This is a genomic window from Grimontia sp. AD028 (assembly GCF_000973155.1).
Taxonomy (GTDB): domain Bacteria; phylum Pseudomonadota; class Gammaproteobacteria; order Enterobacterales; family Vibrionaceae; genus Enterovibrio; species Enterovibrio indicus.
Window position 1 is genome coordinate 1 of sequence record NZ_LASY01000154.1, and the last position, 12,950, is coordinate 12,950.

Below are 12,950 nucleotides of genomic sequence, written 5' to 3' on the forward strand. Positions count from 1 at the left end.
CTCGAGCATTTTTCCTGCGCTATTTCTGATCAGCTACCTACTGTGATTGGTATAGCTACTTGATAGGGGGTTGAGTTTAGCCGATGTATTCTCAAACTTGGCGATCATTTTTTGCTCTTTTGCGATACGTTACCTTTTGATAAATATCGTAATTATGACTTCTTGTTGATTCTCACCACCGCATAAACCACCAGAATCATCCCTAGGCCGTGCCAGATGGTGAATGCTTCATCAAGCAGGGTGATTGCAAAAAGTGCGGTCACTGCTGGGCCAATATTGCTGGTCAGGCTCAGCACAGATGGGGTTAACCGTGCCATGGCTGCAGCAACAAAGTATGAAGGCAATACCGTACAGAAAAAACCCAGCACGACGCCCAGCGCAATAAGCTCATTCGACATATCACTGAATTGCGCCCCTTTTACTTGATACTGAGCCATGATCACCAGACCCGCACTTCCCATACCAATACTGGTGAAAAGTTGGGAACCCATCTGGCCAATCACTTTCTTGCTCAACACCAGATAAACAGCAAAGGCCAAGGCTGCTGCAATTGCCATCACACTGCCAAGCCAAACCTGTGAACCAAATGAGCTGAAGTCATGCAGCACAATCATAGCAACGCCGACATAACCAATGGCAATGGAGAGAAACGTGCCTTTTCGTGGCGCTTCTTTCATAAAGACCCAGCTGATGATCACCACAAACGATGGAAACAGAAAGATCAACAAGCGTTCCAGTTGAGCTGAAATAAACTCCAGCGCCATGATGTCCAGCAAAGCTGCGAAGTAGTAGCCAAGAACACCAACGAGTGCTGCTTGCCAGCCAAACTTTCGCACTTTGCTGCGTTCACTGGCATTACGGCATAGCCAGAGCAGGATGAGGAAGTAAATGGGAAGGGAAGACGCCGCGCGAAGACTCATGATTGCAGTGGCATCACCACCCATTGTGTACGCGAGCTTGATAAGCACAGGCTTGATAGAGAAAAGCACCGTGCCAATTAAGGCGTAAATGATACCGGTTCGGTAATCGGAGGAGTCTTGCGTACTGACAGACGCGTCATTCATTGTTCACTTCCTTGATGTTGGTTTGTTGTTTTAATCAAGGCTGTGAGAGGACGACATCCGGCTGTTCTACTCACAGCCGGAAACGAGTCACTCTACCGACTGAAGGGCATAAGAAGTAGTAGCCAGAGTGGTAGAGATTGGAAAATCATAAGTGACTCTTTTTTGGTGATGAATTTTTAAACTACAGAAATAGAGACGGGTGGGCAAGGGAATTTTTAGATTGTTTTTGGATGCAGAGTGAGCAATTTCTCCCAATTGGGTCGCAAACTAGAAATGCCAATCCGCTGAGTCTTTACGAGGACGTGATACGTTCCCGTTGGTTTTCGTGAAAAGATTAATCCTTTTTAGTTTACACAACTCCCAGTCCCGCTCATTTTGTCGTTGTATATCCGGAGTAATATGGAAATTCGAAGAATTTGTTCTGATGACTTAGAGGGATTTTGGACGCTTTGGCAAAGTGTCTTCAATGAGGGTATTTACCTTCGTAGCCCTCCGCCACCCAAACACAAAATTGATGTTGTTTTGAATAAAATCACTCAACGAAAAATACCTCAATTCGTTGTGATCATTGATAACGAAGTCGTTGCAAGCGTTGAGGCTTTCCCTGGGACAATGTGTGGGCAGCACTCAGATGAAGTTGGGTTTATTGGTGCTCAAGTGCATTCGGATTTCAGGGGCCAAGGTATTGCTAAAAAGTTACTGGAGGCGGTATTGCTAGATAGTCGGCGCTTCGGCTTCAAAGAGCTGAAATTAGAAGTCTATGAATCAAATCTAATCGCGCAAAAACTTTACGAAAAATTTGGCTTTCAGTACACAGGAGAAAAGGGTGAAGTGGATCTTCCGTCAGGTCAAAAAGAACATAGCCTGAAGATGAGCTTGCCGCTTAAAAATAAACATTAGTTGATAACGGGTTTTGAGAAAGAGAAAAACGAAATAAACAAAGCACAATATAATAAAGTAGCACTAGCTTATTCTGGAGAATTAGTTTCAGAAGGTGGTCTTCAGTCACACGAGTTCGCGAGGCCCAGATTTCTAAAACGTATTCGCGGAAAACACATCTTAGAGGTGACCTGTGAGCCTGGAACTGACTTGGCAAATTCTATTTGCTTGGGTTTGAGGTTCTTGCTACTGATGACTTGTTGTGGATGGTTAGAATGAGCAGAGGCAATGAGGTTGGGCTTACGTGATGGTTTCAGGAAAGGGGATTTAATGTGACTGAAAGGCTTAACGATACAGAACGACTGAAAATTTTAATCGCTGCACTAGAACGTTACCAAGCAAATTATAATACCAGTTCTTATTCGACTATGGGTTTTTGGCTGCTTGGTCTTGGTTGGTTGTTAACATCAGATTCCGCCCGAACCTTTATAGGCAATGAAGGTAATATGTTAAGAGAGGCAGCAATTGTATTTATTTGGCTGAATTGGTTGTTATTCACTTATGCTAGTTATCGTGTCTATAAAGTCTCGGATAATCTCTACAAACAGTTAGAAAACTGGGAGTTTGCCAAAGGTTCTTTTGAGCATGCCAAAATGCCTTTGGCTGCGATTTCCTTATACTCAGTATTTATTGCATTGGTAGTTGTGCTGATCACAGTCGTTCTTTGTGGGAATCTAGATGTGTCGAATGTTGCAGCGAAGACAGGCTCTCACACTTGATTCGAAGTACTATCAAGGCACGATATTCATTTAAGTTGTTTGACATCTTTTCAAGCCACCAAATCCCGAACCTTTCTGGTCGACCCATCTTCTAACACCTGCTGCTTTAGCACGTCTTTGTACAGATTAAACATGTACGCCTGACCCGCCTGAATACCCATGCCATAGCCTTCATCGAGCTTGGATTTCCTCATGGTAAAGCGACCAACCGGGAAGGTGTCTGGTGGCGCGATCACATTCACCACGCAATCCTTTGGCGGATTCTTAATAAACGCTAGCGAGGCATTATAGCGCTCGGCACGTTTACGCATCGCATCTGCAACGTGAGGGTACTTCTTCAGCAGTTGATCCATCAGCTTTGGCATTTTCATTGGAGACATTTCATAGTCGCCAGGCTGTGAAAGGATAACTGTGATTTCTCGCGCGCCGCGTCGATAGGCTTCTGCAACCGGAATGGAATCTGCTACGCCGCCATCGGTGTAGCAACCGCCAGAGAAACACGGCGTCGGGCGATAAGCGATCGGCAGGGCAGTGGTCGCTTCAATCACTTTGGACATATTGTCTGGCTTCACCCAGTAATAATCCGCATCACCCGTATCCACGTTGGTCACCGCTGCCAGCAAAGGAATATTGTTGAAAAGGGTATTTGTGTCGAGAGGGAAGCGGCGCAGAGATTCCTGTTCCAGCCACTGAACGTCAACCAGATTACCGCCACGAACAAAACGTGCAGGGTTAAAGAAAGCATCATCGGTCGCTAAACCAGTGATCACCTGATAGCTGCGGTTTGGCTGTTGAGCAAGATAACCCAATAGGTTAGAGGCACCAGCAGACACGCCAATGGCGAAATCAAAAGGATTAAAATTGACGTCCAAAAACGCATCTAACACACCGCTCGCGAAAATACCGCGCATGGCTCCACCTTCAACGACCAGTGCTTTCTTACCTGACATGTTTCTTATCTCTTACTCTGTAGCTATTGGCGTCAGGTTAAGGTTTTTCATCTGCTAGCTGAAATCGTTAGTAACTATCTTATCGATAGCCGTGGCTTATCGCTGCGTTTTCACTTCTCTAGGTCATTTTTGGTTCCTTTGTTTACATTGGTAGGAAATTGCGTGCAAGAGATGATTCAAACGGTGAGTTGTGATCTCGCGCTGTTACCTATTTCCCCTTAATTCAGTCATTGCAGTGCCTTGGTGGTTAATTGAGGCGGGAAGGTCAGTCATTTTTAAACAAAGGTATGTTTTTAGACTCAAGGGAAAAGGTATGTCATTTAATAACGAACGAAGAAAATTCCTTAAGAATAGCCAAGGGCTGTTATTTACCTCAGTGGCGATCTCTTCGCTGCCAATGTCGTTTCTGCTTTCGGGTTGTCAGAGCGAGTTTTACTACATCACGTATGAGAACTGGTCTCAGGACATCAAAGTGAAAAGCGTGATGGCAGCCAGTGCGAAAGTGAAAGAAGACTTCGAGAGGGTTGCTGAATGGGCACTGGAAAACGGCTATGCAGTCAAAGCCTTCGGCTCCATGCATAACTGGTCGCCACTGATCATCTCTGAAACGGAACCGAAAGACAAAATCCTGTTGTTGGATGTGTCCGCGTTCAATCACTTGGAGATGGTGGAATCCCATCAGGATTATGGCGTAGTGAGAGCGGGAAGCGGCGTGCAGGCTGAAAACCTCTACGCTTTTCTTGAAGCGCAAGAGGGCGGTCATCCTGACATTCCCGGCTACGCCTTTTCAAACACGCCTGCGCCGGGGAATCTTTCGTTGGCGGGCATGCTCTCGATTGGTGGTCACGGCACCAAAGTGAGTTACAACGGCTCTGACGAGAATGAAACGCTCAATGGCAGCATCAGCAACAATGTACTTTCAGTGACAGCGTTGGTATGGAACGGCTCCAAATATGCGCTTCGTACTTTTACTCGTGACGAGGAAGATGGGGATTTGTTCCTCACGGCGTTAGGTGCGACCCTGATTTTTGAAGTGACCATGTTGGTGCTGCCTAATTACAACCTGCGTTGCCAGAGCTTCACTGATATTCACTATGCAGAACTGTTTGCTGCGACTCAGGAAGAAAGCACTTTCTCCATTGCGAATATTTTGGATACCGCCGGAAGGGTGGAGGTGATCTGGTTCCCTTACAGTCAAAAACCGTGGCTGAAAGTATGGTCGAATGAAGCAGAGCAACCTGCGGGGTCCCGTGCCGTTTCTGGTCCTTACAATTACCCGTTCAGTGACAATATTCCGCTGTTTGTTTCAGACATCATTAAAGGCATTCTGGTTGCTAAACCTTTCCTGGTTCCTGCTTTTGGCATCTTGCAGTCTGTCACGACCACCTTGGCGCTGAAAGGTGGAGCAAACCGAGAGAATTTGCAGAATCAGGTGGTTGGCTCGGCTACCTCACGAAGCCTGAGTTCTGGCGAAACCATTACTCAGGAAGAGTTTGATGAGTTACTGCCTTACATTGAGGCGGTGGAAGAAACCCAACCGGATGCCACGGCCAGAAGCCTGTTTGCACAAAGCTATGATATTTGGGGGCCTGCGTGGAAGACCTTGGTGTATGTGCGCAACACCACGCTGCGCGTGACAGCCAATGGGTATGCGGTGCACCTTAACCGCAACGATGTGCAGGGCTTCCTGCATGACTTTGCCAATGTGTATTTACGCATTCAGGCAGAATATGCGGCGAGAAAACAGTTCCCAATGGCAGGGCCAATGGAGATTCGCGTCACGGGAACAGATCGCACAGAAGGTCTGAATATTCCTGGCGCAAATCCACCGGCTTTCTCAGCAACAACGGCCACCGATGATGCGGCTTTGGATACCGTGGTATGGGTCGATTTACTGACGTTTGCGGATATGCCGGGAGCAGGGGCGTTTTATCAGGAAGTTGAGGAGTGGTTATATCAACAACTACCCGCTGAGCAGGTTCGCGTAGAGTGGTCAAAAGGTTGGGGATACAACGCACAAGGCGCTTGGCAAAATGATGCCTTTATTTCCAACGTTCTGCCTACCACATTTAACACCGCAACCCGAAGCTATGAAGAAACGGTGAGCAAACTGAGAAGCTACGATCCTCATTATTTGTTTGCCTCTTCATTTATCAGAAAACTGGTGCCATATACGCAAAAAGGCGAAGCATTCCGCTTCGCCTTTTCTTCATTCAGTCAGTTACTTATAACGCGCTGCGGTAATGAACTCGCCAAACGACTCACACCAAACAATCACGGTATTGAACTGTGACGGGTCGACATCGCTTGGGACTTCCACCAAGAAATTCTGAAAGGTTTTTACATCACCCACGCGTTGCATTTGTGGTTTCAAACGGTTGAAGTCAGCTTCTGTTTCAACAAACTCAGGTGAAAGATAGAGCTTGTAGTCTGGGCCTGGCGCGAGCTCTCCCATCAGTGAAATCGTTTCTGGGCCGATAGACACTTTGCCTTCACCCCAATGGAAAGTATCGCTGTCTTTCAGGTCTTTGCGGAATTCACCAGAGTAATTGGCTTTAGACGCAGTTGATTCGATCACTTCAACAGAAGGCCCCTCCGGTGCGATAAGAATGGGTAGTGCGTAAATGCCAGCCGCAAAACCGATGGCGATGGCAAAGCCATGAGTGAAAAGTAAAACGATCCAGTTTTTCATTGCATCCCCTGCGTGAAAATCTTGCTTAACTACAGTGTAACCTAACACGTTGCTTTAGCTGGTGAAGTGACAAAAAGCCCGCTGGGCGAAAACCGGGCGGGCTTTTTCAATTCCTTCTCAATTGTGGAGCGGGAATTATTGGCTGATAGGTTCGGCGACTTTCACTACCAACTTACCGAAGTTTTTCCCTTCCAGTAGGCCCATAAAGGCTTCAGGTGCAGCATCCAAACCTTCAACGATTTGTTCTTTGTACTGCATTTTGCCTTCCATCAGCCATTTGCCCATGTCGGCTGCAAACTCGTCGTAGCGGTGACCGTAATCATCAAAGATGATGAAGCCTTGCATCTTGATGCGCTTGATCAGCAAGGTCGCCATCAGTAGAGACATACGGTCTGGGCCTTCTGGTAGTGCGGTCGCGTTGTATTGAGAAACCAAGCCACATAGCGGAATGCGTGCACCGGTATTAAGCAGTGGAAGTACCGAGTCGAATACTTTACCGCCAACATTTTCGTAGTAAACGTCGATGCCTTTGTCACAAGCTGCCGCTAGTTGTTCTGCGAAGTCTTCCGCTTTGTGATCGATACAAACATCGAAGCCCAGTACTTCAACCGCGTGGCGACACTTCTCTTCGCCGCCTGCGATGCCGACGACTTTACAGCCTTTCAGTTTGCCGATTTGACCTACTGTCGCGCCAACAGGGCCAGTCGCGGCCGCTACAACCAAGGTGTCTCCTTCTTTCGGCTGACCGATATCCAAAAGACCCATATAAGCGGTAAAGCCCGGCATACCCATGATACCCAGTGCGAATGAAGGGTGAGCAGGGGATTTGCCCAGCTTCAGCAGACCTTCGCCATCAGATACGGCGTAAGACTGCCAGCCTGTGTATGCCAGCACCCATTCACCCTTTTCAAAGTTTGGATTCAGTGAGTCTTCTACCTGACAAACTGTGGCACCGACCATCACATCATCAAGCTCAACGGGATCAGCGTAAGATTTGGCATCGCTCATGCGGCCACGCATGTAAGGGTCGAGTGAAAGGTAAATAGTGCGAAGCAGTAACTCGCCTTCTTTCAGTGCCGGAACCGCCTGAGATTCCAAACGGAAGTTATCGGTAACAGGCGCGCCTACTGGGCGTGAAGCTAGAACAATACGGTTGTTTTCCAACGAAACTGACATGTGCTGATTCCCTTTACGTTGTAGTATCACTACTAGACCAGTCGTCTAGTGTTTGGCTAAAAAAATCCGCCAAGTGCATTTGGCGGTTTTATCGGCGCGGAAGCGCCCTTTGATTAAAAAGCGTGTTGTCCTTTGAGCAGGCGTTCTGTACTTTCCAGCGCCTGTTTCATCGGATCTACATTCTGGTTGAGCTTGCTCATCAAGCTTGCACCAATCCAAAGTTGATAAAGCTGACTGGCAGCTTGTTCAGCGTTACTGACCTGAATTGAACCGTCTTCAATGCCAATTTGAACGCAATCGGCAAGCATAGCGACTATACGGTTTGCGCCATTCAGCAATGAAATACGCATAGATTCAGACAGATCAGACACTTCTGCACTCAGCTTCACCACAAGACAACGCTGACTGCCACACATGCCGTCATTCACTTCAATCCATTTCATCCAGTAACCCATGAGCTTCTCAAAACCATTGAGAGCAGGGTTACTGAAATGCGCATCCAGTTTGGCCTGATATTGAGAGAAGTACTCTTCGATCAAGGCTTCGCCGAATTGTTCTTTGGATTTGAAATAGTGATAGAAGGAGCCTTTCGGCACCCCGGCATGATTAAGCAGTTGCGCGAGACCGACGTTCGAAAAGCCTTTTTCAACAATAAGTTGGTAGCCGACGTCGAGAATATGCTGGCGGGTAGATTGGGTTTCTGTGTTCATGGTGAAGCAGATTATCTGAAATTAGACCAGTCGTCTAGTGGTAATCTTAAGGATGATCCAACCAGTGAGATAGCACATGAAATGTTTGTTTCATTGGTTGCGATCTTACCGTTTCGATCTTAGTATAAAATGAAACGTACATTTCATTACTCGGTTGGGTGAAGTGTACTTTTCAGGTTCAGCCACACTGAACAGGATGGGAAATCTGACAGGAGTCGGGAATGACGACGGTAAAAAAAACATTGGACGTGATTTGCCTTGGGCGAGTCGCCGTTGATTTGTATGGCGAACAAGTCGGTTCGCGCCTTGAAGACATGCGAACCTTTGCCAAATATCTGGGTGGATCGTCGGGCAATGTTGCTCACGGCACGGCAAGGCAGGGGCTGAAATCCGGCATGTTGGCACGTGTTGGTGACGAGCACATGGGCCGCTTTGTGACCGAAGAATTGGAACGTGTCGGCGTCGATACCAGCAATATCATCATCGATAAAGAGCGGCTGACCGCGTTGGTGCTGCTTGGCATCAAAGATAAAGACACTTTCCCGCTGATTTTCTACCGCGACAATTGTGCAGACAAAGCCATCACCCCAGAAGACATTAATGAAGCGTACATTGCTTCGGCCAAATGTTTGGCTATTACGGGCACCCACCTTTCCAATCCAAGCTCCCGTGAAGCGGTCATCACTGCACTGAATTACGCACGCAAACATGGCGTTCGCACAGCCTTGGATGTGGACTACCGCCCGGTACTTTGGGGCCTGACCTCGCTGGGAGACGGTGAAACCCGCTACATCGAATCAGATGAAGTCACCCGCCAGCTTCAGGAAGTGTTGGGTCTGTTTGACCTGATTGTTGGCACCGAAGAAGAGTTTCACATTGCCGGTGGCTCGGAAGATTCCGTCGAGGCGCTGAAATCTGTCCGCACCTTTACGGATGCGACCTTGGTGTGCAAACGCGGCCCACTTGGGTGCAGCGTATTCACTGACGAAATCGGAAGTGTTCTGGATGACGGCATCACGGTGAAAGGCGTACGCGTGGAAGTGCTGAATGTACTCGGCGCGGGTGATGCCTTTATGTCGGGATTGCTTCGCGGCTACCTGAATGATGAATCCTGGGAGCAATGTTGCCGCTATGCGAACGCCTGTGGCGCGCTGGTGGTTTCCCGTCACGGCTGTTCTCCTGCCATGCCCACCAAAGAAGAATTGGATTATTACCTTCAGCATGAGCATGAAATCCCGCGCCCAGACAGGGATGGCATGCTGAACCACCTTCACCGTGTGACTACCCGCGAACTGGCCTGGAGCGATTTGTGCGTGCTGGCGTTCGACCACCGCGCTCAGTTTGTCGAAATGGCGCAGGAAGCAGGAATCGACATTGCGCATATCCCTTATCTCAAAAAACTCATCTGGCAAGCTGCTCAGGAAGTGGCACAAGAGTCTGGTCTGAAAGGAAAAGCAGGGATTCTGTGTGACTCCACCTTCGGCATGGAAGTGCTGAACGCCGCGACAGGGTTTGGCGACCATGTGAGCGAACGTTGGTGGGTAGGGCGACCTATCGAGCTCCCGGGCTCGCGTCCATTGCGGCTTGAACACGGCAACATCGGTACTCAACTTGCGAGCTGGCCAAAAGAACAGGTCGTTAAATGCCTTGTTTTCTATCACCCCGACGATACCCGGGGGTTGCAATTGGAGCAGGAAAACATGCTTCGTGAAGTCTATGAAGCCTGTTGTGCGACGGGGAACGAGTTGTTGGTGGAAGTGATTTTGCCGAAAGATATCGAGGTGAGTTCCGCGAAAGAAGCAGATTTTCTTTACTTGCGTGCGATGACCCGTTTTTACAATTTGGGCATCAAACCAGATTGGTGGAAATTGCCTCCACTGACGAAGCAAGGCTGGCAGGCGGTAGATGAACTGATTGAACAACGCGATACGCATTGTCGTGGCGTGGTGCTGTTGGGATTGGATGCACCAGCCGATGAGCTGAAAGCGGGTTTTTCTGCTTCGTCAGTTTCGAAAACCGTGAGGGGTTTTGCTGTCGGCCGCACCATCTTTGGTGAGCCAAGCCGTCAGTGGATGCGCGGTGAGTTGGATAACCAAGGGTTGGTTGCTGCCGTGAAGGCGAATTATCTCGGGTTGATTGAAACCTGGCGTCAACGCGGAGAGTAAGGAGACGATCATGGCTGTTGCATTAGGGATAAACCCACTGACGTGGACGAATGATGACTTGCCCTCTCTGGGCGCTGAAACGCCGTTAGAGGTATGCCTTTCTGAAGGCAGACAGGCCGGTTTTACAGGGTTTGAGTTGGGAAACAAATTTCCGCGTAACCCTGATGTGTTGGGCCCGATATTGGCAAAGCACGATCTAAGGCTGGTATCTGGCTGGTATTCCGGTGAACTGCTGAGCAGAAGCGTTGAACAGGAAATTGAAGCGATGCAATCGCACCTGAATTTGCTGAAGACACTCGGTGCGAAGGTCATGGTGTTTGCGGAAGTCACAGGTTGTGTTCATGGAAATCAAAACATGCCTGTCGAAAGGCGTCCGGCGTTTCCTGAACATCGCTGGCAGGAGTACGGACAAAAATTGACGGAACTGGCGAAGTACACCCAATCTCACGGGGTACAGATTGCTTACCACCACCATATGGGAACCGTGATTGAAAGCGAAGCGGATGTGGATCGTCTGATGGCGGAAACAGGCCCAGAAGTCGGCTTGCTGCTGGATACCGGTCATCTGCATTTTGCTGGTGGCGATCCGATTGCTGTTGCCAAGCGTCACGCCGACAGAATTAATCACGTGCATTGCAAAGACATTCGCCAATCAGTTCTGGACGATGCCAAAAACCGCAGGCTCAGCTTCTTAGATGCCGTATTAAATGGCGTGTTCACCGTACCGGGCGATGGTTGTATTGACTATGCAGCGGTGATGGATGTGCTGAAACAGGCAGATTACTCAGGCTGGTTGGTGGTGGAAGCAGAGCAAGATCCTTCGATTGCGCACCCACTGACATATGCAACACTCGGATATAACAATTTGGCGTCCTTTGCGCGAAACGCCGGATTGATGTGATTGAGATATGGAGACCCAAGACATGGAAACAGTTCATAACTTTATTAACGGACAAATCGCAGAAAGCAGTACTGAACGATTTGGCGCAGTATTCAACCCGGCGACTGGCGAGCAGACCCGTCAGGTGGTATTGAGCAAAGCAGAAGAAGCAGAGACGGCCGTGGCTGCCGCGCATGCGGCTTTTCCTGCATGGAAGAAAACGCCACCATTACGCCGCGCCCGTGTGATGTTCAAATTCAAAGAGTTACTTGAAGCGAATCAGGACAAACTGGCTCGCCTTATCAGTAATGAACACGGCAAAGTCTACTCTGACGCCGTAGGCGAATTAACCCGCGGATTGGAAGTCGTTGAATTTGCTTGCGGCATTCCTCATCTACAAAAAGGGGAGAGCTCGGCGAATGTGGGCTCTGGGGTTGATAGTCATTCTATTATGCAGCCGCTTGGCGTGTGTGCAGGTATCACTCCGTTTAACTTCCCCGCGATGGTGCCAATGTGGATGTTTCCGATTGCCCTTGCTACCGGTAACACCTTTGTTCTGAAGCCTTCTGAGAAGGATCCGTCTTTGGGTCTGATGCTGGCCGAGTTACTGAAAGAAGCCGGATTGCCGGACGGCGTGTTCAACGTGGTCAACGGCGACAAAGAAGCGGTTGATGTGCTGCTGACGGATCCGCGCGTTCAGGCGGTGAGCTTTGTAGGCTCTACACCAATTGCGGAATACATTTACTCAACGGCGTCTGCGCATGGCAAACGCTGTCAGGCTCTCGGTGGTGCGAAAAATCACTGTATCTTGATGCCTGATGCTGACCTTGAAATGGCAAGTGGTGCCATTGTCGGTGCGGGATTTGGCGCTGCAGGCGAGCGCTGTATGGCGCTGTCTGTTGTTGTCGCTGTGGGCGATGAAACGGCTGATAAGCTGGTGGCTTCACTGTCAGAAAGTATCAACAAAATGCGTGTTGGCCCTGGCATTGTTGATGGCCCGGAAAACGACATGGGGCCAGTTATTTCCGCACAGCATCGTGACAAAATTGTCGGCTACATTGACGCGGGCGTTGAGCAGGGCGCGAAGCTGGTTGTCGACGGCCGTGGCTGTCAGGTAGAAGGGCATGACAATGGCTACTTTGTCGGCCCAACCCTGTTCGATGATGTCACGCCAGATATGACCATCTATCAGGATGAAATCTTTGGCCCTGTGTTGTCTATAGTCCGTGTGCCGGATTACCAAACCGCGCTAGAGCTGATTAACCGCCATGAGTATGGCAATGGCTCTGCCATCTTCACCCGAGACGGTGAAACTGCCCGTCAGTTCAGTGAAGATGTGTTAGCAGGTATGGTGGGTGTCAATGTACCAATCCCAGTGCCGATGGCTTTCCACAGCTTCGGCGGTTGGAAGCGTTCAATCTTTGGGCCATTGAATGTACATGGCAACGACGGCGTACGTTTCTACACCCGAATGAAAACCGTTACCACCCGCTGGCCAGCCAGTGTGCGATTGGAAACCCACGATAGTCACTTCACCATGCCGACCATGGGGTGAGTGGAATAATACCAATCGTAGTAAATATCTGCTCATCCTAGCTTGTTAAAATGCTCGATCACTGCGTTGGAAAATTTGAATGTAGAATAACTACTTATCG

The 12,950-nt window shown here is 48.9% G+C and carries 11 protein-coding genes; 6 read left to right on the forward strand and 5 right to left on the reverse strand.

The window, feature by feature from the left end; all coding sequences use genetic code 11:
- Positions 1–152 precede the first annotated feature (152 nt).
- Positions 153–1,064, reverse strand: coding sequence for a DMT family transporter (locus RN22_RS23005; protein ID WP_046308119.1), 912 nt, complete (start codon positions 1,062–1,064; stop codon positions 153–155).
- 399 nt (positions 1,065–1,463) lie between these two features.
- On the opposite strand from RN22_RS23005, the gene RN22_RS23010 reads away from it, so the two are divergent.
- Together RN22_RS23010 and RN22_RS23015 are read left to right on the forward strand one after the other, a co-directional pair.
- Positions 1,464–1,964: a GNAT family N-acetyltransferase gene (locus RN22_RS23010; protein WP_046308122.1), complete on the forward strand. Its 501-nt coding sequence runs from the start codon at positions 1,464–1,466 to the stop codon at positions 1,962–1,964.
- A 311-nt stretch (positions 1,965–2,275) separates the two neighbouring features.
- Positions 2,276–2,722, forward strand: coding sequence for a hypothetical protein (locus RN22_RS23015; protein ID WP_046308124.1), 447 nt, complete (start codon positions 2,276–2,278; stop codon positions 2,720–2,722).
- 50 nt (positions 2,723–2,772) lie between these two features.
- Here the strand turns inward: RN22_RS23015 and RN22_RS23020 are convergent, their stop codons facing one another.
- Positions 2,773–3,672, reverse strand: coding sequence for a patatin family protein (locus RN22_RS23020; protein WP_046308126.1), 900 nt, complete (start codon positions 3,670–3,672; stop codon positions 2,773–2,775).
- A gap of 313 nt (positions 3,673–3,985) precedes the next feature.
- Between RN22_RS23020 and RN22_RS25505 the strand changes: the two genes are divergently transcribed.
- Positions 3,986–5,965, forward strand: coding sequence for a cholesterol oxidase substrate-binding domain-containing protein (locus tag RN22_RS25505; protein WP_082111460.1), 1,980 nt, complete (start codon positions 3,986–3,988; stop codon positions 5,963–5,965).
- Here the strand turns inward: RN22_RS25505 and RN22_RS23035 are convergent.
- The 3 genes from RN22_RS23035 to RN22_RS23045 all read right to left on the reverse strand — a co-directional run bounded on the left by RN22_RS23035 (position 5,894) and on the right by RN22_RS23045 (position 8,250).
- Positions 5,894–6,364 (reverse strand): DM13 domain-containing protein, encoded by a 471-nt coding sequence (locus RN22_RS23035; protein WP_046308128.1) that lies wholly within the window; start codon positions 6,362–6,364, stop codon positions 5,894–5,896. The two genes, RN22_RS25505 and RN22_RS23035, sit on opposite strands and share 72 nt — an antisense overlap.
- Before the next feature lie 135 nt (positions 6,365–6,499).
- The gene (locus RN22_RS23040; RefSeq protein WP_046308130.1) at positions 6,500–7,540 is read right to left on the reverse strand and encodes an NADP-dependent oxidoreductase; all 1,041 of its coding nucleotides are present in this window, start codon (positions 7,538–7,540) and stop codon (positions 6,500–6,502) included.
- Between the two features lie 113 nt (positions 7,541–7,653).
- Positions 7,654–8,250 (reverse strand): TetR/AcrR family transcriptional regulator, encoded by a 597-nt coding sequence (locus tag RN22_RS23045; RefSeq protein WP_002540143.1) that lies wholly within the window; start codon positions 8,248–8,250, stop codon positions 7,654–7,656.
- A gap of 221 nt (positions 8,251–8,471) precedes the next feature.
- Here RN22_RS23045 and iolC point away from each other — a divergent pair, with 221 nt between their 5' ends.
- From iolC to RN22_RS23060, 3 genes are read left to right on the forward strand one after another with little or no spacing between them, the layout of a single operon-like run.
- Positions 8,472–10,415 carry a 5-dehydro-2-deoxygluconokinase gene (iolC, locus tag RN22_RS23050; protein ID WP_046308132.1) on the forward strand — a complete coding sequence of 648 codons (1,944 nt, stop codon included), beginning with the start codon at positions 8,472–8,474 and terminating at the stop codon, positions 10,413–10,415.
- A gap of 10 nt (positions 10,416–10,425) precedes the next feature.
- The gene (iolE, locus tag RN22_RS23055) at positions 10,426–11,316 is read left to right on the forward strand and encodes a myo-inosose-2 dehydratase (protein WP_046308134.1); all 891 of its coding nucleotides are present in this window, start codon (positions 10,426–10,428) and stop codon (positions 11,314–11,316) included.
- 22 nt (positions 11,317–11,338) lie between these two features.
- A complete protein-coding gene (locus tag RN22_RS23060) occupies positions 11,339–12,850 on the forward strand; it encodes a CoA-acylating methylmalonate-semialdehyde dehydrogenase (protein WP_046308136.1) in 1,512 nt (503 codons plus the stop codon).
- The last annotated feature ends 100 nt before the right edge of the window (positions 12,851–12,950 follow it).